The organism is Streptomyces sp. PSU-S4-23 (assembly GCF_055632315.1).
Window position 1 is genome coordinate 861,930 of sequence record NZ_JBVMUU010000002.1, and the last position, 17,894, is coordinate 879,823.

The 17,894-nt window shown below is 72.9% G+C and carries 16 protein-coding genes and 1 pseudogene; 8 read left to right on the top strand and 9 right to left on the bottom strand.

The features are described 5' to 3' along the window. The first annotated feature begins 175 nt into the window (after nucleotides 1–175). The 4 genes and pseudogenes from ACZ79I_RS04685 to ACZ79I_RS04700 all read left to right on the top strand — a co-directional run. Entirely contained in the window at nucleotides 176–547 is a 372-nt protein-coding gene (locus tag ACZ79I_RS04685; RefSeq protein ID WP_471504761.1) for a BlaI/MecI/CopY family transcriptional regulator, read from the top strand. 266 nt (nucleotides 548–813) lie between these two features. After that, nucleotides 814–1,854 carry a C40 family peptidase gene (locus ACZ79I_RS04690; protein WP_471494337.1) on the top strand — a complete coding sequence of 347 codons (1,041 nt, stop codon included), beginning with the start codon at nucleotides 814–816 and terminating at the stop codon, nucleotides 1,852–1,854. A gap of 344 nt (nucleotides 1,855–2,198) precedes the next feature. Then, nucleotides 2,199–3,059: a DUF5134 domain-containing protein gene (locus tag ACZ79I_RS04695; RefSeq protein ID WP_471494339.1), complete on the top strand. Its 861-nt coding sequence runs from the start codon at nucleotides 2,199–2,201 to the stop codon at nucleotides 3,057–3,059. A gap of 30 nt (nucleotides 3,060–3,089) precedes the next feature. Further along, a pseudogene (locus ACZ79I_RS04700) lies at nucleotides 3,090–3,200 on the top strand (HAD family hydrolase); the annotation flags it as partial. Between the two features lie 152 nt (nucleotides 3,201–3,352). On the opposite strand, the gene ACZ79I_RS04705 reads toward ACZ79I_RS04700, so the two are convergent. Then, on the bottom strand, nucleotides 3,353–4,261 hold the full coding sequence (locus ACZ79I_RS04705) for a M56 family metallopeptidase (protein WP_471494341.1): 909 nt from the start codon (nucleotides 4,259–4,261) through the stop codon (nucleotides 3,353–3,355). A 290-nt stretch (nucleotides 4,262–4,551) separates the two neighbouring features. On the opposite strand from ACZ79I_RS04705, the gene ACZ79I_RS04710 reads away from it, so the two are divergent. Continuing rightward, nucleotides 4,552–5,268 carry a DUF305 domain-containing protein gene (locus ACZ79I_RS04710; RefSeq protein ID WP_471494343.1) on the top strand — a complete coding sequence of 239 codons (717 nt, stop codon included), beginning with the start codon at nucleotides 4,552–4,554 and terminating at the stop codon, nucleotides 5,266–5,268. Nucleotides 5,269–5,368: 100 nt separating this feature from the next. On the opposite strand, the gene ACZ79I_RS04715 is transcribed toward ACZ79I_RS04710, so the two are convergent. Then, nucleotides 5,369–6,130 (bottom strand): zinc metalloprotease, encoded by a 762-nt coding sequence (locus ACZ79I_RS04715; RefSeq protein ID WP_471494345.1) that lies wholly within the window; start codon nucleotides 6,128–6,130, stop codon nucleotides 5,369–5,371. A 663-nt stretch (nucleotides 6,131–6,793) separates the two neighbouring features. Between ACZ79I_RS04715 and ACZ79I_RS04720 the strand changes: the two genes are divergently transcribed. After that, nucleotides 6,794–7,198 carry an SHOCT domain-containing protein gene (locus ACZ79I_RS04720; protein WP_471494347.1) on the top strand — a complete coding sequence of 135 codons (405 nt, stop codon included), beginning with the start codon at nucleotides 6,794–6,796 and terminating at the stop codon, nucleotides 7,196–7,198. Nucleotides 7,199–7,235: 37 nt separating this feature from the next. After that, nucleotides 7,236–7,433, top strand: coding sequence for a hypothetical protein (locus ACZ79I_RS04725; protein WP_381083819.1), 198 nt, complete (start codon nucleotides 7,236–7,238; stop codon nucleotides 7,431–7,433). 11 nt (nucleotides 7,434–7,444) lie between these two features. Here ACZ79I_RS04725 and ACZ79I_RS04730 read toward each other — a convergent pair whose 3' ends face one another. Then, nucleotides 7,445–10,147 (bottom strand): winged helix-turn-helix domain-containing protein, encoded by a 2,703-nt coding sequence (locus ACZ79I_RS04730; protein ID WP_471494349.1) that lies wholly within the window; start codon nucleotides 10,145–10,147, stop codon nucleotides 7,445–7,447. A 145-nt stretch (nucleotides 10,148–10,292) separates the two neighbouring features. Further along, complete coding sequence (locus tag ACZ79I_RS04735; RefSeq protein ID WP_471494351.1) at nucleotides 10,293–11,363, bottom strand: maleylacetate reductase; 1,071 nt, start codon at nucleotides 11,361–11,363, stop codon at nucleotides 10,293–10,295. A gap of 638 nt (nucleotides 11,364–12,001) precedes the next feature. On the opposite strand from ACZ79I_RS04735, the gene ACZ79I_RS04740 reads away from it, so the two are divergent. Further along, nucleotides 12,002–13,231, top strand: coding sequence for a phosphodiester glycosidase family protein (locus ACZ79I_RS04740; RefSeq protein WP_471494353.1), 1,230 nt, complete (start codon nucleotides 12,002–12,004; stop codon nucleotides 13,229–13,231). A gap of 19 nt (nucleotides 13,232–13,250) precedes the next feature. Here ACZ79I_RS04740 and ACZ79I_RS04745 read toward each other — a convergent pair whose 3' ends face one another. The 5 genes from ACZ79I_RS04745 to ACZ79I_RS04765 form a co-directional block, all read right to left on the bottom strand. Next, the gene (locus ACZ79I_RS04745) at nucleotides 13,251–13,445 is read right to left on the bottom strand and encodes a hypothetical protein (RefSeq protein ID WP_381083811.1); all 195 of its coding nucleotides are present in this window, start codon (nucleotides 13,443–13,445) and stop codon (nucleotides 13,251–13,253) included. Between the two features lie 102 nt (nucleotides 13,446–13,547). After that, nucleotides 13,548–14,411 (bottom strand): phosphatidylinositol-specific phospholipase C/glycerophosphodiester phosphodiesterase family protein, encoded by an 864-nt coding sequence (locus ACZ79I_RS04750; protein ID WP_471494355.1) that lies wholly within the window; start codon nucleotides 14,409–14,411, stop codon nucleotides 13,548–13,550. 185 nt (nucleotides 14,412–14,596) lie between these two features. Beyond that, complete coding sequence (locus tag ACZ79I_RS04755) at nucleotides 14,597–15,685, bottom strand: acyl-CoA dehydrogenase family protein (RefSeq protein WP_471494357.1); 1,089 nt, start codon at nucleotides 15,683–15,685, stop codon at nucleotides 14,597–14,599. Further along, nucleotides 15,682–16,863: an acyl-CoA dehydrogenase family protein gene (locus tag ACZ79I_RS04760; protein WP_471494359.1), complete on the bottom strand. Its 1,182-nt coding sequence runs from the start codon at nucleotides 16,861–16,863 to the stop codon at nucleotides 15,682–15,684. Before ACZ79I_RS04760 ends, ACZ79I_RS04755 begins: the two co-directional genes overlap by 4 nt. Beyond that, the gene (locus tag ACZ79I_RS04765; RefSeq protein WP_471494360.1) at nucleotides 16,860–17,837 is read right to left on the bottom strand and encodes an NADPH:quinone oxidoreductase family protein; all 978 of its coding nucleotides are present in this window, start codon (nucleotides 17,835–17,837) and stop codon (nucleotides 16,860–16,862) included. Before ACZ79I_RS04765 ends, ACZ79I_RS04760 begins: the two co-directional genes overlap by 4 nt. Between the last annotated feature and the right edge of the window lie 57 nt (nucleotides 17,838–17,894).

Here is a 17,894-nt window from a genome sequence, read left to right on the forward strand (position 1 = left end):
GGTCGTCGTCCGGACCGTTGCCGGTGATCGGGCAGCCGCCGACGCGGCCGTAACAGGCGTACCGGCCGGCGTCGTTGGGTCGCAGACCACCCTTCTCGCGCGCAGACCGCGCCACCCGCCGCCCACCACCCCTTACGATGACGGTGATTACCAGGTGCAGAGGGAGACGCTGGGCATGCGACGGCTGGGCGATCTGGAGGCGGAGATCATGGACCGCCTGTGGCGGTGGAGGCGCCCGGCGACCGTGCGCGAGATAGTGGACGACATCAACCGGACGCGGCCCGTCGCCTACACCACGGTGATGACCGTGGCGAACATTCTCCACAGCAAGGGCTGGCTACTGCGGGAGCAGAAAGAGGGGCGTGCCTGGCTGTATGAGCCGGTGCGCACCCGGGAGGAGTACTCTGCGGCCCTCATGGAGGACGCCCTCAGCGCCAGCGAGGACCGCCCCGTGGCGCTCACGCACTTCGTCGGCCAGATGTCATCCGCCGAAATTGCCGCACTGCGCAGGGCCTTGCGCCAGGTGCGAAAGCGCACGGACACGTGACGCGGCCTCCCGGCCTGCTCCGGCTGCGGGAATCAGCGGCCCGGCTCGTCCCAGGTGAGGGCATGCCACCTCGGCGCCCCGACCTCAGAGCGAGGAGCACGGCTACTAAGTCTTTTAGCACCAGGGTTTGAACTGACCACAAGACAATCACTAGGGTCTAGCTCGAACCTCCGCACGGGTGATCACTCACAACGGGTGAGTGACGGCGGACGTTACCGCCCGCCGGCGTGTCGGCAGGCGGCTGAAGGAAGAAGGAGCTCGCCTCCGTGGCGTCCCACCGTCGACCCAAGCAGCCGAGCCGCGCACGCGTGACCGTGCTGACCACCGCAGCCGCCGCTGCCGTCGCTCTGAGCGCGAACGCCGCCAACGCCGCACCGAGCGCCAAGCCGAGCAAGGACGAGGTCAAGTCCAAGGTCGACAAGCTCTACGAGGATGCCGAGAAGGCCACCGAGGAGTACGACGGGGCCAAGGAAAAGGAGGGGAAACTCCAGAAGGAGATCTCCGGCATCCAGGACAAGGTCGCCCGTGGCCAGGAGGAGCTCAACAAGCTCCGCGACGGCCTCGGATCCCTGGCGGCGGGCCAGTACCGCTCCGGCGGCATCGACCCCTCCGTCCAGCTCCTCCTCTCCTCCGACCCGGACGACTACCTCGACAAGGCCTCCACGCTCGACCAGTTGAGCGGCCAGCAGGTCCAGGCGCTGAAGAAGGTCCAGGACAAGCAGCGCGAACTCGCCCAGGAGCGGTCCGAGGCAGCCGAGAAGCTCAAGGACCTCGCCTCCACCCGCACCGAACTGGGCAGGAAGAAGAAGGAAGTCCAGGCAAAGCTCGCCGAGGCGCAGAAACTGCTCAACTCCCTGACCGCCAAGGAGAAGGCCGAACTCGCCGCCGAGCAAGCGCGCGCCAGCCGTGCCAGTGAGCGCAGCGTCCTCACCGGGAGTTCCAGCGCCGCTTCCAGCCGGGCCGCCGCGGCCTACGCCGCCGCCCAGGGCAAGCTCGGCTCCCCGTACGTCTACGGCGCCTCCGGGCCCTCCTCCTTCGACTGCTCGGGCCTCACCTCATGGGCGTACGCCCAGGCCGGCGTCGCCATACCCCGCACCTCGCAGGCGCAGACCACCATAGGCACCCGCATCTACTCGGCGAACGACCTCGCGATCGGCGACCTGGTCTTCTTCTTCAACGACCTGCACCACGTCGGCCTCTACGCGGGCAACGGCCAGATCCTGCACGCACCGCGCACCGGCACGGTCGTCCGCTACGAGTCGATGGACACCATCGGCGGACCGTTCATGTTCGGCGTCCGCGTCTGAACCCGTTCCCCCTCCACGACCAACACGGCGCGGTTCAGCGAGAGCCGGCTCAAGCCCGGTGAGTGGTTGCACGCCCGCTCGCAGCGGCGGCACGCCTCGGCGTACAGTCGGCAGGCCGTGCGCCTCGGCGTGGTCGGCGCACTCGTCCCCGCATGGCGCGCAGACCGTGGCACACGCCTGTTCGTGCCGCGTTCTCCGTGCGACGCATGCCGGACAGCGCCCCCACGGCAGAGCTGACAGAAGTGTGCGCCATCCCACCAGTCACCTGAACATCCTCTGACCCCCTAACGTACTAAGGGGACTAGCAGTTGTTGGCCCGTATGGGATCGATCGGGAAGGTGACGATGGGAAACACGGCACTCAGTTGGTCCATCGCGGTGGTCGCCGCGCTGGTGGCCGCCGTCAGTGCGGTCCGGGTGGTGACCACCAGCGGCGAGACACGCTTCGCGGCGGGCGGCGATCTGCTCATGGGCCTGTGCATGGCCCTCATGGGCCTGCCCGCGACCGTCGCCTGGTACGCGGACTACGGCATGTGGTGGACGACGGTGTTCACTCTGCTCGGGCTCGGCGGCGTGGCGCTGGCGGTCAAGCACACCCGCGCGTACGGGTGGAAGCACGGCCGCCACTGGGTGCACCTCATCGTCGGCAGCTTCGGCATGGTGGTCATGACACTCGCCATGACCACCACCTCGTCCGGCCCCGTCCTCACGCTCGGGTCCTCCATGGCCGGCATGCCCGGAATGGAGAACGTGGCGAGCACGGCGAGCACCGGCAGCATGGCCGGGATGAGCTCCGTGGAGGGGATGGAGGGAATGGGGCCGATGCCCGGGATGAGCATGCCGGGCATACCCAGGACGGCGGCCGGCGCCTCCGGCGACTCGGGTTCCGTGTGGCGCATCGTGATCGCGGTGCTCGCCGTGTATTTCCTTCTGTCGATCGCCGCGTCCGTGTGGGTACGGGTACGCGGCACGGACAAGAACCTCGCCGAGGGCCGTAACTGGGGGCGCTGGCTTCTTGCCGTCCCGGACACACTGGTCGTGTTCCTGGCCTCACTGGCGCTCTCCGTGTGGGACAGGGCCCGGGCGGGCGAAGGGGCCGGTCGTGGCCGCCGCCGCAAGGTCGGCGCCGAACCGAACGCCGCCCTGGCGGCGCACATCGGCATGGGCGCGACCATGTCCGGGATGCTGCTGACGATGGCCATCTGACGGCAGCCGGGTACGACCGGGACATCGTCGAAGGAGACCAGCGCCGAGGCGGTGGCCCGACTGCGCCGACTGGGCCTGCGCCCGGTCCTGCTGACCGGCGACAACCAACGCGTGGCCGAGTCCGTGGCCAGGGCCGTCGGTGGGCAACCTCTTCTGGGCCTTCGGCTGCAACGTCGCAGCCCTGCCCCTCGACGCGGCCGGCATGCTCAACCGTGAGGTGCTCCTGCTGTGCAGAGACGCAGAGCCGCGCAGCGATGCGCAACCGTATGGGGATGACGCAGGTCCTGCAGGAGTCAGGGCGCGCACGCCACCAGCAGAGGAAGCAGCGGAGCCGCGACGGTCGCCGCCACGATGCCAAGCCACACGGCGCGATGCGGCCGGGGCTGCGGGGTCAGCACGCGCCGCAGCCGGATGAGGACTCCCGATCCACTCGCCCCCAGGGCCGCTCGCGGCGCTCTCCCGGCCGCGACCTCGCACATCGCGGTGGCCAGCACCTCCCGGGAGAAGAACCGCAGGGCGCGGTCGTCCGCGATCATCTCCAGCAGCAGGTCCGTCTGTTCCTTGCCGTGCCGGGCGAGCGGGAGCCCCCGGAAAGCACGCGAGAACGCGTCGACCAGGATCTTCAACAAGTGGTGCCTGCCCTTGATGTGGGCACGCTCGTGCTCCACCACGGCCCGCAACTGCTCCTCGGTCAGGGCGTCCAGCGCGCCACGGGTGACGACGATGTGGGCACCGGGTCCCGACAAGCAGTAGACGGCCGGTGCGTCGTAGTCGACGATCACGGCCCCGTACCGGGGCGCAGGTTCGCCGACGAGGGTGAGCATGTCCAGCTGACGGGCGCGGGCACGTCGAGCCCGCCACATGCAACGGACCAGCCAGCCCACCGGCAGCAGCACCACTGTCAGGGGGGCGGCGATCGCCAGCGCGTCACCGAAGGTGGGCGGCGCGTTGCCGTGCGGCACGTCGGCCGCCAGTCCGCATACGGTGAGAAACCCGACCAGTCCGTCGTGCATGTGCTGCTCGGCCATCACCAGGTGGTACACGGCGAGGGCGGTGGCGACGACGAACGTGACCATGAGGCCCTGCCAGGCCGCCACAGCGACGGCCGGCGCACGGGGCGCCCACCGGGCGCGGGCCAGCAGGGGAGGCACCGTGGCACCCATCAGGACCGCGTATCCGGCCAGCCCCACTGCTGTGATCATGCGCTGCTCCGCCTCTTCACCGCCCGGAGCGCCGAGCGTAGCGCGTCCACTTCCTCCGCACTCATCTGTTCCGCGTAACGGCCAAAGCACCGGCCGGGTCGGCCCCGTGTCACTCGGGCGGGCCAATTGACGTGCGGTGCATCGGAAGACCTCCTGGCCGCAATCACCGTGCGCTGTCCGCCGCATCGGCCCTCCACCCCATCGGGCGTCGACCTGCCCGCCGCATGACGCTGTGCGACGGTGGCGGTGCTCGGGGTATCCGGACACCTCTTTCGGAAGGAAGTGGCCCGATGCCGTCTCCCGCACGCCGTGCGGTCACCGCCGTTCTCGTGCCCGCGAGTCTTGCCTCGTCGCTGACGCTGGTACCTGCTGCTCTCGCAGCCACCCCCACCCCCACCCCCACCCCCACCCCCGTCGCCCCCTACGTCGCCGCCACGCAGCAGCCCGGCGGGGACCAGATGATGCAGATGGCCCGGCAGTACGCCGCCGCCGTGCGGAAACTGCACGGAGCCGCCTTCGAGCAGATCTTCATGGCCGGGATGATCCCGCATCACCAGATGGCCGTGTCGATGGCCCGTATGGAACTCGACCACGGCTCGCGCCCCCAGCTCAAAGCCATGGCGCAACGGGTGATCGGCGCTCAGAGCCGGGAGATCAGCGAAATGACCCGCTGGCTCAAGACGTGGTACGGACTCACCCCGGCTCAGGCGGCCGCCCGCATGCCCGCCGGCCTGGGGCGGATGATGAGGTCCATGCACGCCGGCATGGGTGCGATGTCCAGCCACATGGCCACGATGCGTCCCGGTGCGAGTGCCGACCAGACGTTCATGGAAGCGATGATCGCCCACCACGAGGCCGCTGTCCTTGCGGCAGGCATCGTACCCGGGCAGGGCACCCACAGCCGGCTGATCGCCCTGGCCCGCTCCATCACCACCACCCAGAACGCGGAGATCAGCCGGCTGCGCACCTGGCTGCGTCAGGGGTACGGGAAGTCCACGACCAAGTAGCCGCGGACGCGCCTGGCCCCGGGCGAGGGCAGAGGCGGTGCACGCCCTGCCCTCGCCCGGTCTCATCACTGTGGCCGCCCCTTTTGCGGCCGTTGAGGCGTCAGCCCGCCCAGACCACGAACGTGATCACCGACTTGCCGTTGCCGAAGTTGCGGACGTAGGTGTCGCCGTGCGCCGAGTGCGCCACCCGATTCCCCCAGCTCGCCTTGGAGTTGCTCACCTGGGGCACCGCCGCCGACTGGTCGACGGTGCTGGTCGAGTCGAGGTGCGCGTAGATGGTGGCGAGTTCGTCGTAGTCGTGCTGGTTGGGGGCGAGGTTGCTCGGCGGCCCGTCGGGGTTGCTCGTGTAATCCATGCAGGTGCCGAGGTTGGGGTTGCCGAAGTTGGTGTCCTGGTGGTCGAGTCCGAAGGTGTGCCCGACCTCCTGGCAGGTCACCATCTGCCGCCAGGAGGGGGTGTTGTACGTCGCCGTGTTGAAGTACGTGTCGTTGAGCTTGACGGTACCGGAGGTGATGTGGGTGCCGCCGGTCACGGATATGGACGCGATGCCGAGCCAGCCGTTGTTGCCGTAGGTGTTGTTGCACACCTCGACCCGGCCGCTCGTCGCCGGGCAGCGTCTGGCGGAGGACTGGCCTGCCACCACGGTGGTGTCGAGGACGGACGACTTGGACCAGTCGCTGGACGCGATGCCCAGGTAGCTCTTCCAGGCTGAGCCGAGGTTGTCGCCGAGCTTGAGCGTGAACGGATTGGCGGTGCGGGCCCAGTGGTATCCGCCCCACGAGTGGCTGGCCTGGGCGGACGTACTGAAGGTCAGAGTGGCAGCGGCCGCTGCGGTAACGGCGGCGAGCAGCTTCATACGCACGAGGGGTCTCCTCAGTGGTTGGGGATGGAAGCCACACGCGACCCCGGGAGCACCCCTTCGTCGACGGCACAGCCGAGATCGCGAACTACCTTGCGGTGGTGCGTTGGTGACTGACCGTGCAGACCGGACGGCACGCGAAATGTCTCCGTTGTACGGACGTGCCGGTGGGGCTCCAGTCGATTCGGGAGACCGAATCGCCGGTAGAGTAGAGGACTTTTTGACCCTTGTCATGCACACCGGATGCAACAGTTTCAGCTAAGCAGGCTCGTAGATGCGTCAGGGTCTGGAGGACGCCGGATTGCCGGCCGGCATTGCTTCACCGGGGCCGGAGACAGGGGGAAGCGGCCCGCTTCCAGGAGCAGGTGAGCGTCGGGAAAGTCCGTTCAAACGCGTGCGGCGCTGCCGGCCGCGAGCGGCAGGGCCACGCCGCGGGCGGAACGGACTCCGCCGGCCCCGCCCGGGGACGGCGGGGACACCGGCTGACGGCCCCACGGCATCGGCATGGCCGTCGGCCGGGCCGCGCCCCGGCCGGGCCGAGGCGGACGCTGAAGGTTCACCCGCCGCGGGTGAGCCCCCGCGCCGCGCCCGGCTGCACCGTGGGAGGGGTCAGGACCACTCCCCCGACCCGGTCAGCGGGCGGCGGGCCGACCACCGGAGGCCGTCGTGTCCTCTTACCCCCTCCTCAACGCGTTCCTCACCATTCTCTGGTTCTTCCTGTGGGTCCTGTGGTTCATGCTCCTGTTCAAGGTCGTCTTCGACATCTTCCGCGATGACGGCCTGAGCGGCTGGGCCAAGGCGGGCTGGATGGTGTTCGTCTGCGTGCTGCCCTTCGTGGGCGTCTTCGTCTATCTGGTCGCCCGTGGCCGGGGCATGGGCGAGCGCGACCTTCGCCACGTGCAGGCCCAGGAGCGCGCGTTCCGCTCGTACGTGCAGGAAGCGGCCGCCGGCGGCCCCGCGCCCGGCATGAGCAAGGCGGACGAGCTGACCAAGCTGGCCGGCCTGCACGACCACGGGGACATCACCGACGCCGAGTACGAGACGGCCAAGGCCAAGGTGCTCGTGTCCTGAGCGGCGCCCGCCGTACGACCGCGAGGGAAGCGGGCTCATGCGCTACGAGATCCGGGTCGACGGGCAGTTGTCGGAAACGCTGGCCAAGGCGTTCCCGGAGCTGGACAGCTTCGTCGTACCCCACCAGACGGTGCTGTTCGGGAAGGTCGTCGACCAGGCACATCTGTACGGCCTGCTGGCGCGCTGCCAGTCGCTGGGGCTGCAGGTGGTGGAGATGCGGCGCCTTCCCGAGTGAGCTCCCCGGGCTCACAGCAGCCGCAGCTCCCGGGCCCGGCGCACGGCCTCGGCCCGCCGGGTCGCGGCGAGCTTGCGGTAGAGGCCCTTCAGATGGGTCTTGACCGTGTTCACCGACAGATACAGGTCGGCGGCGATCTCCTCCGTCGACATCAGCTGTGCGAGCCGCTCCAGCACCTCGTGCTCGCGCTCGCTCAGCGCCTCGGTCACCGGGGCGGGCGCGCGGCAGCCGTCGCGCGCCTCCCCCGAGGGTGCGCGTCCGGCGGGCGAGGCAGGCAGCCAGTCGTGCCCCCGCGTGAGAGTGGGCCGGCGGCGCGTGAACCGCCGCAGCCAGGGCCCCGACTCCAGGAACGGGCGCCGCAGCCGTTCCGGCCGGGCGACCCGCAGGGCCCGCGCGACGAGCCGCTCGGCCTCATCGCCCTCGCCCAGCGCGTCGGCGGTCTGGGCCCGCGCCAGCAGCACCCGTACCGTGACGGCCGGTCCCTCGCCGTGCCCTGTGGGGAGCGCCGCGAGCAGGGCGCGTGCCGCTTCGACGTCGCCCGTGGCGAGAAGGGCCCGGGCCGCGGCCGCGGTTCGCTCCGGGCCTGGGGGAAAGCCGTCCTCCAGCGCCTCCCGCGCGGCCTGCGGACGGCCCTCGGCGAGGTAGGCGCCGGACCTGACGAGCGCCGCCGCCTCGGTCACCCAGGGCGAGGGCTGGACGACGTCCGGGAGCTGCTCCAGCCGGTCCAGGAGCCGCCGCGCCGCCCGGGTCGATCCCGTGGCGAGCAGCAGTCGTGAGCGGAGCAGCGCCGTTTCCGCGGTGACGAGGGGATCGCGCGGCGCCGCGGCGGAGCGGTCCGCGTGCCCGAGGTGGCCGCGGGCCGCGGCCGGGTCGTCGCGCTCAAGGGCGACCGCGGCCAGCACCAGCCGGGCGACGCCGCTGCGGGCGGAGGGGGGCAGGCCGGAGCGTTCGGCCTCGGCGACCGCCGCCAGGGCGTGGGACTCGGCGCGGCCCGGCCGCCCGTCCAGGAGGTCGATCAGGGCCAGCCGGCCGAGGCACTCGTGCCGCGGGAACGCGGTCCGCGGCCCGGCGTCCGCCCTCGCGGCGCCGGACAGCGTGGCCCGCGCCGCGTCGAGGCGTCCGGCCCACAGCTGCGCCGATCCCAGGTCCGTGAGCACCAGGGCGTGCAGTTCCGGGTGCCGGGCGAGACGGTCGGCGGGGACGGCCCGTTCCGCCACCGCCATGTCGTGGGCGGCCGCCTCGGCGACGTCGGCCGAGCCCGTGGTCCTGGCGGCGAGGACGCGCAGCAGGGCGCGGCTCAGGCGCAGTGGCGCGGCGTCCGGCGCGTCGCCGGCGGGCAGGTCGTCCTCGGCGCGGCGCAGATGCCCGATGCCGCGGTCCACGTCGTGGCGGGCCAGGTCGCGGGCGGCGCGCACCAGATCGGCGGCCGGCCCGGAGGTGTCCGGGGGCATCCGGGAGAACAGCCCGTCGAGCCGCTCGGCGTCCAGCCCGGTCAGCAGCCGCCCGATCGCCAGGCCGTCCACGAAGCGGGTGGCGGCCGGCTGCCAGTCGCCCGCGTCCGCCGCGTGCGGGAGGGCCTCGGCGAGCAGCCCCGCCTCGCCCAGCCAGTCCGCGGCCCTGCGGTGCAGCTCGGGTTCGAGCCCGGGATGCCGGACGCGCAGATGGACCCGCAGGATCTCGGCGAACAGCGGGTGGAGTCGGTACCACGAGTGGCCGATGGCCTCCACGAAGGCGTTCGCGCGCTGCAAGGAGGCCAGAACCGCTTCCGCGTCGTCCCGCCCCGTGAGGGCGTCGGCGAGGCCGGGGTGGATCCGGTCCAGGATGCTGGTGCGCAGCAGCAGGTCCTGTGTCCCGGGGTGCTGGGTGTCGAGCACCTCGGCGAGCAGGAAGTCGGCGAGCGTGCTCTGGCCGGCCTCGAAGTCCTTCAGGAAGACCTCGGGGTCGTCGGCGCCCTGGGCGGCCAGGATGCTCAGCCGCAGTCCGGCCGCCCAGCCGCGGGTGCGTTCCGTCAGTGTCCGCGTGCCGGCCTGCGACAGGCGCAGCCCGTGGCGGTCGAGCAGTGCGGCCGCCTCCCGGGGGCGGAACGCCAGGTCGGCGCCGCGGATGTCGGTGATCTCGCCGGCGGCCCGGTAACGGTGCAACGGCAGCAGCGGCTCCGTACGGCTGATGACGACCAGGCGCAGTCCGCCGCCCGCGTGGCGGAGCACGAACTGCAGTTCCTCGGCGATCTCCGGCGAGGTGACCACCCGGTCGAACTCGTCGAGGACCAGGATCAGGGGCTGCGGGCGCCGGCTCAGCAGGGCGGCGAGCCGGGTCAGCAGCGAGTGGTCCACCTCGCCGGGGCGGGCCGGGCCGCCGATGCCGTCGGGGGCGGCGAGCCCGTGGCGCCGCAGGGACTCCAGCGCATAGGTCCAGAAGACGCCGGGCCCGTTGTCCTCGGGCTCCACCGTCAGCCACGCGACACGGCCCGGTGCGCGCCGGGCGGTGGCCCAGTCGGCGACGAGCAGGGTCTTGCCTGCTCCCGCGGGGCCGTTCACCAGTGTCAGGGGCCCTTGTGCGCCCTGGGCCAGCCGGTTCGTCAGACGTGGTCTGCGCACATACGTCCGCGGGGGGACGGGCACGCTGAACCGTGCGGCCAGGAGCGGGTCGCCGTTGGGTGCGACGGGACCCGCGCGCGGATCGTGGTGCCCGCCGCCGGACGGCGGACTCGGCATGGCATCCACCACAGCATCCCTGCTCTCGCCCGGGCGGACAGTCCCTTTTTGATCGTCGCGCCGTGCCGGGAAGCCCGCAACGGAGGGCCCCGGGCGCCGCGGCACGAGCGCCCGGGCCGCGCCCCCGGGTCCGGTCCCTGCCGCCCTATTCCGGCTCCCGCCCCTCGTAGGCCGCCCTCAGGACGCCGAGCACGCCCTCCGTCGTCAGCCGGCGGGGGTTGCGGTACGGCTGTCCCGTCACCTGTGCCGCCGCGCCCGTCAGGTCGCCCTCCCGGAGGCCGAGCTCGGCGAGCGAACGCGGCGCGCCGAGCCGTCCCGCCAGTTCCCACAGGGCGCGCGGGACGTCCTGGGCACCGAGGGCCCGGCCCAGCGCGGCCACCGCGCGCGGTGCCGCCGGGGCGTTGTACGCGAGGGTGTACGGGAGCACCACCGTGTGCGTCTGCGCGTGCGGCAGTCCGAACGTGCCGCCCAGCACGTGGCACAGCTTGTGGTGCAGTCCCATGGTGGTGGAGCCGAGGCAGGTACCGCACAGCCACGCCGCGTACAGCGCCCGGCCACGGGCCTGGAGGTCCTCCGGTTCGGCGGCCAGCCGCGGCAGTGCCTCCGCCATCACCCGGGCGCCCTCCTCGGCCATGAGCGAGACGAGCGGAGAGGTGTCCGGGGCGTACAGCGCCTCCACGGCGTGCGCGAGCGCGTTGATGCCGCTGGCCACGGTGAGCGACAGGGGCAGCGAGAGGGTCAGCTCGGGATCGTAGACGACGCTGCGGGGCTGGACCACGGGGTCGCGGCCGGTGCGCTTGATGCCGTGTTCCGTCAGGCCCCAGACGGGGGTCATCTCCGAGCCCGAGTACGTCGACGGAACGGCGATCAGCGGCAGCCCGGTGCGCAGGGCGATCGCCTTGCCGAGGCCGATCGCGGAGCCGCCGCCCACCGCGACGCACCCGTCGGCCCCGGCCGCCCGCACCACCTCGACGGCATGGTCGGCGATCTCGACGGGCACGTGCATCCGGGCCTCCGCATACAGTCCCGCGCAGGCGTCGCCGAGCGCGTCCGCGACCGCCCGTGCGGCGGTCTCACCCAGGCCGCCGCACACCACGAGGAGCCTCCGCAGCCCCAGGCGCTCGGCCTCGTCCGGGGTCGCGGTCACGGATGCGCCGGGCCGGAAGACGACCCGCACGGGCCGGGTCTCGTACGCGAAGTCGTCGGAAACGGTCATGTCGCACGCTCCAGGCAGGGATCGTCGGCGGCGAGGTCCCACTCCCTCCATGGTCCCGCGCCAGGCGTCCTCACGGGCCCGCCGGACGGCCCGCTGGGGCCGCCGATGCCGGTGAGCCGGGCGGCACGGCGCCACACCGGCCGTACGGGGCGGAGGGTGAGCGCGCCCTGCGGCCCGGCGGCCGGGCGGCCCGGCGGCCCTGCGGCCGGGCGGCCCGGCGGTCGGGCGGGTGGTCGGGCGGTCGGGCAGTCGGGCAGTCGGGCGGTCCGGCGGTCCGGCGGTCCGGCGGTCCGGCGGTCGGGCGGTCGGGCGGTCGGGCTCCAGGATCACCCGCTCACCGGGCCGCGGGCGCCGTCGGCACCCATGGCGGCCCCGCCCGCGGTCCGCCCGCGCCCCGCCGTCCGCGCCGGAACGGCCTCCGCCGGCGCGGACACCGAGGCGCCGGATGATGGCCAACCCGCCGCGGAGCGGCGAGCGTTCACCACGGGACGTCGCCCGTCGCCACGGCCGAACCACCCGAAGGAGTGCGTTTTCTCGTCCGTTCCCGCGTCGTCGGCCGCCGACCACCGCACAGGCCACGGCCGTCTGGTGCACTTCCCCCGAGTCCTGCCCGAGTTGACGAGACATCAGGGGGAACAGTGACACGTCGCGACAGACGGCTCAGAACGGTGTTCACGGCGCTCGTCGCCTTCAGTGCGCTGGCCGGCGCGGCCCCGGCGGGGGCCGCACCCGCCAGTGGTGCACCGAGAGCCAGGGCGATCGCGCCGGGCGTCGAGTACAGCGTGTTCGATCTCTCCGCGTCCCACGGTGTGGCCCGCGCGCACCTCCTCAGCATCGATCTGCGCAACCGGAACGTGCGGGTGGACCTGCTGTATCCGGGGGCCGTGGCGGCGCGGGCCACCGTCTCGCGGCTCGCCGACGCGCAGCACGCCGTGGCCGGGGTCAACGGCGACTTCTTCAACATCAGCGAGACCCAGCACCCGGGGGTGGAGGCGACCGGTTCGGCCGTCGGCCCGGCCGTCGCGAACGGGCACACCCTCAAGGCGGCCGTACCGCCCGGGCAGCGCTTCGGGCCCGCGCTGCCGCCCGGCACCACCACCGAGGACGTGCTCGGGGTGGGCACCGACCGCACGGCCCGTCTCGACCGGCTGGCCCTCACCGGGTCCGTCCGCACGTCCCGGGAACGGCTCGCGCTCCACGGCCTCAACCAGTACGCGCTGCCGGAGGGTTCGATCGGGGCGTACACGGCGGACTGGGGCGGGGTCTCCCGGCTGCGGGCCGTCTGCGGCACCGACACCGACCGGGCCGCGCCGTGCAGTTCGGACACCTACGAGGTCACGGTAAGGAACGGCCGGGTCGTCGCCACGGCCGGCCGGCCCGGCAGCGGTGCCATCGCCGCCGGCACCACGGTCCTGGTCGGCCGCGAGGCGGGGGCGCAGGCGCTGCGCCGTCTGGCCGAGGGCGAGGCCGTCGCGGTCGGCAGCCGGCTGGTGGCGGCCTCGTCCGGGGTCCCCTTCGCCTTCGCCGTCGGCGGCTTCCCCGTGCTGCGCCACGGCGCCCCGCTGTCCGGCCTCGACGACGCGACGTCCGCGGTGCGCACCGGCGTCGGCATCGGGGACGGCGGCCACCGCCTGCTGCTCCTCGCCCTCGACGGGGCGTCCGCCTACCGCACCGGGCTCACCGTCGCCGAACTCGCCTCGACCCTGCGGAAGATGGGCGCCACGGACGGTTTCAATCTCGACGGCGGCGGGTCCACGACCCTGGTCGCGCGGGCGCCGGGCGCGAACGCGGTGACCGTGCGCAACCATCCGAGCGGGGGCGCCGAACGCCCGGTCCCGGAGGGCATCGGGGTGTTCTCGTCCTCCTGAGCGGGACGCCCTGCGAGGGTCAGGGACGCAGGCCGCTGACGATGTCGGCGGTCGCCGCCAGGCCCTGGTGGATGGTCGGGGCCATGCTGCTGCTGGCGAGGTAGAAGCCGAGCATGACGCAGACCAGCGCGTGTGAGATCTTCAGCGCGCCGTTGCGCAGGAAGATCACCGCCGGGATCAGGAGCAGCAGCACCACCGAGATGGAAACGGCCATCGTCAACCTCCTCCGCCACGCCCACTTCGCGGCTTTCGGCCGCAAGTGTGGCGTAGCGGAGGGCTCACCCGGGCGGCTGACGTGTCCCCCGATCGTGTGGTTCTACGGCCGCTCGTGGGCGTCGAGGAAGGCTTCGAGGCCGGCCAGGTCGTCCGTGTTGATGTAGTCGACCCCGGCGGCGAGCAGTTCCTTCCACAGCGCGTCGCGGGCCGGCCCCGGAGTGTCGGGCGTGGCCCAGAAGCGCACCGTCTGCCGTCGTGTGTGCGCCTCGGCGACGATGCCGCGCAGTCGTCGCCGCTCGGTGCCCGGGAACGGCCCCTCCCCGCGCCAGGTGAACGCCAGCGTCCAGTTGTCGCTGATCAGCGGGATGAAGGCGGCGTCCGCGGGGCCGCCGAGGTCGCCGAGACGGCCGTCGTAGAAGGCGTGCCGCACGGTCTGCGCCTCCATCGGCGCGCGGGCCGCGCGGTCGCCGGAGACGACGGCGGTGACCGCTCCCGGGTGGACGTGCCCGTGGGCGTACGTCGTGAACAGGTGCCGGTAGCGGCGCAGATGCCGGTCGAGTTCGAGGTAGGTCGACGCGCCCTCGGTCTTGATGTCGACGAGGAGTTGCAGCGGTTCGCGCCAACCCCGGTACACCGAGCCGTGGTTGGCCCTGACGCGGGCGGCGAGCGGGTCGAGGTAGAGGGACTCCAGGGTGCGCCGGGGGTCGAGGTCGGCGGGGTCGTGGGCGACCAGGAGCCGGTCGCCGACCAGGTAGATGTCGGCCTCGACGCTGCCGAAGCGGTGGCCGAGGGCGTCGAAGAGGGGGTGCGGGTGCTCGTAGTCGTTGTGCGCGTGGGCGCGCCGGAGGGGACGCGGGCCGCGCTGCTCCTCGACGGCGGCCGCGCGTGCGGCGGGCAGGGCGAGCGAGCCCGCCAGGGCGGCACCGAGGGTGGTGAGGGCTCTGCGACGCGTGGTGAGGGCCATGCTCTGCCTCCCTGAAAAGCCGTTACCGGACGTCAGGGAGTATGCGGCCGGCCGGGCCGCAAGGGGCGCTGCCGTGCGAGGAGTTGGCCGGATGGCCGCCCCTCGTTCACCTCCGTCGGCACCGGAGGCGGGGCGGGCCCGCCCCGGACGGAACCGGGAACGGGCCCTGTCTGCGGGGGCGGGCGTTACGACGGCGGCCGCAGGTCGACCAGTTCGGCCAGTGCCTCGCGGTGGGCGCCCGCGGTGCCGTAGGCGATCGAGTCCGCCTTCGCCCGCTTGAGGCGGAGGTGGACCGGGTGCTCCCACGTCATGCCGATCCCGCCGTGCAGTTGGAGGGCCTCCTCGGCGGCCCGGACGGCGACGGGCCCCGCGTACGCCTGGGCGACGGCGACTGAGATGCCGGTGTCCTCGCTGCCGTTGGCGAGCGCGTCGGCGGAATTGCGGGCGGCGGCGCGCAGGTTGACGGTCTCCAGCCACAGCTGGGCGAGCCGGTGCTTGAGCGCCTGGAATCCGCCGACGGGCCGGTTGAACTGCTTGCGCTCCGTGAGGTAGCGCACCGTTTCGGTCAGGCACCAGTCGGCGACGCCGAGTTGCTCGGAGGCGAGCAGCCCGGCTCCGGCGCGCAGGGCCCGGCGTACGGCGGGCTCGGCTGCACCCAGCCGCCGTCCGGGGGCCCCGGCCAGGGTGACGGTCGCGAGGGGCCGGGTCAGGTCCAGGGACACCCGCGGGGTGATGGTCACGGCGTCCGCGTCCACCGCGTACAGGCCGCCGTCCTCGGCGGGGACCAGCAGTACGTCCGCGGCCACCGCGTCCGCGACTGCGGTCAACTCTCCGTGCAGGGTGGCGTCTTCGACCCGTACGGTGTTCAAGGCGGCGCCCGGGGCGACGTTCAGCGCGACCGCGAGGGCGCCGATCGTCCGGCCGGACGCCAGCCGGGCGAGCAGGGTGGCGGCCTCGTCGCCGGTGCAGGCCAGCAGCGCCTCGGTGGCGACGACGGCGCTGGTCAGATAGGGCACGGGCGCCACCGCCCGCCCCAGTTCCTCCAGGACGACGGCGGCTTCGCGGTGCGTGGCGCCCTGACCGCCCCGGTCCTCGGGCACCAGCAGGCCCGCGAGGCCCATGCCGTCCCCCAGTGCCTTCCACAGCGCCAGGTCGTGCGGGGCGTCCGACTCCGTGCGGGCGATCACGCCCGCCGCGTCGCAGTGGTCGGTGAGCAGGTCCCGGACGGCGGAGCGCAGCGCCTCTTCCTCCTCGGAGTACAGCAGGTCGGTCATCGGGCGAGGTCCTTCCAGGCGACGTCCTTGTCGGTGCGCGGCTCGGCGGGCAGGCCCAGGACGCGCTCGGCGACGATGTTCAGCAGGACCTCGCTGGTCCCGCCCTCGATGCTGTTGCCCTTGGCGCGGAGGTAGCGGTAGCCGGCGTCGCGGCCGGTGAAGTCGACCAGCTCCGGACGGCGCATGGTCCAGTCGTCGTACAGGAGGCCCTCCTCGCCGAGGAGTTCGACCTCCAGACCGCTGATCTCCTGGTTGAGGCGGGCGAAGCCCAGCTTCATCCCGGAGCCCTCGGGGCCGGGCTGGCCCGCGACGAGCTGCTGGCGCAGCCGCTCACCGGTGAGGCGGGCGACCTCGGCCTCCACCCACAGCTTCAGCAGCCGCTGGTGCAGGTCGTGGGTGCGCAGGTCGGGGCGCTCCCGCCAGGTCTCGGCGACCGGCCCGATCATGCCGCCCTCGCGGGGGATGCGCATTCCGCCGATGGACACGCGCTCGTTCATCAGCGTGGTCTGGGCGACGCGCCAGCCGTCGCCGGCCTCGCCGAGACGGCGGGAGTCGGGGATGCGGACGTCGGTGAGGAAGACCTCGTTGAACTCGGCCTCGCCGGTGATCTGCCGCAGCGGCCGGACCTCGACGCCGGGGTCGGTCATGTCACAGATGAAGTAGGTGATGCCCTGGTGCTTGGGCACGTCCGGGTCGGTACGGGCGATCAGGATCGCCCAGCGGGCCAGGTGGGCGCTGGAGGTCCACACCTTCTGGCCGTTGACCACCCATGTGTCGCCGTCCGCGACGGCACGGGTGCCGAGCGCCGCGAGGTCGGATCCGGCGCCGGGCTCGCTGAACAGCTGGCACCACACCTCCTCGCCCACCCACAGGGGCCTGAGGTAGCGCCGCTTCTGCTCCTCGGTGCCGTAGCGCAGGATCGTCGGCGCGGCCATGCCGAGGCCGATGCCGATGCGCCGCGGGTCGTTGTCGGGGGCTCCCGCGGCCTCCAGTTCGGCGTCGACGACCGCCTGGAGCGAGCGCGGGGCGCCGAGGCCGCCGAGTCCCTCGGGGTAGTGCACCCAGGCGAGCCCGGCGTCGAAGCGGGCCCTGAGGAAGTCGAGGCGGCCGGTTGTGGCGGGGGGATGCGCGGCGAGCAGCTCCCGTGTGCGGCTGCGCAGTCCGGCGGCGTCGGTCATGCCGCTCCTCCTTCGTCGAGACCGGGGATCACGGCGACGCGCCCCGTGGTGACACCGTCGGCGACCCGCTGCACCGCGGCGGCGGCGCCGCCGAGCGGCACGCGCTCGCTCACCAGGGGCCTGATGACGCCCCGGGCCGCCAGTTCGGTGAGCTGCTCGTGGCAGTGCCGGATCAGCTTCGGGTTCTTGGTGTTGTACAGGCCCCAGTGCAGGCCGAGGACCGAGTAGTTCTTGACGAGGGCGTGGTTGAGCGCGGGGCTGGGGATGGATCCGCTCGCGAAGCCCACCACGACGATCCGGCCCTCGAAGGCGACCGCCTTCGCGGACTGCGTGTACGCCTCGCCGCCCACCGGGTCGTAGATCACGTCGGCGCCCCGGCCGCCGGTGGCCTCCTTCACGGCGGCGACGACGTCCTCGCCCCGCCGGTCGATCACGACGTCGCAGCCCAGTTCCCGGGCCACGGCGGCCTTGCCGGCGCCGCCGACGACGCCGATGACCGTGGCGCCCGCGGCCTTGCCGAGCTGCACGGCCGCGCTGCCGACCCCTCCGGCGGCAGCGTGGACGAGCAGCGTCTCACCGGCCTGGAGCCCGGCCCGGCGGTGCAGGCCGAACCAGCCCGTCTGGTAGCCGATGTGCAGGGCGGCGGCCTCGGCGTCGTCGAGGTCGTCGGGTGCGGGCAGCACGGCCGCCGCGTCGGCGACGGCGTACTCGGCGAAACCTCCGTACGGCAGGGCCGGATTGGCGATCACCCGTCGCCCGTCCTCGGTCTCGGCGCAGATCTCCACGCCCGGTGTGAACGGCAGCGGGGGCCTGACCTGGTACAGGCCGCGGCACAGCAGCGCGTCCGGGAAGTTGATGTTGGCGGCTCGCACCCTCAGCAGGACCTGGCCGTCGCCGGGCGTGGGCCGCTCCGTCTCCTGCAGCCGCATCACCTCGCTCGGTTCGCCGTTCTCGTGCACGTGCCATGCCTGCATGCGGGCCCTCCACGGACTGCGTCGTCTGACCGGGTCGACCGCATACTAAGCGGTCGC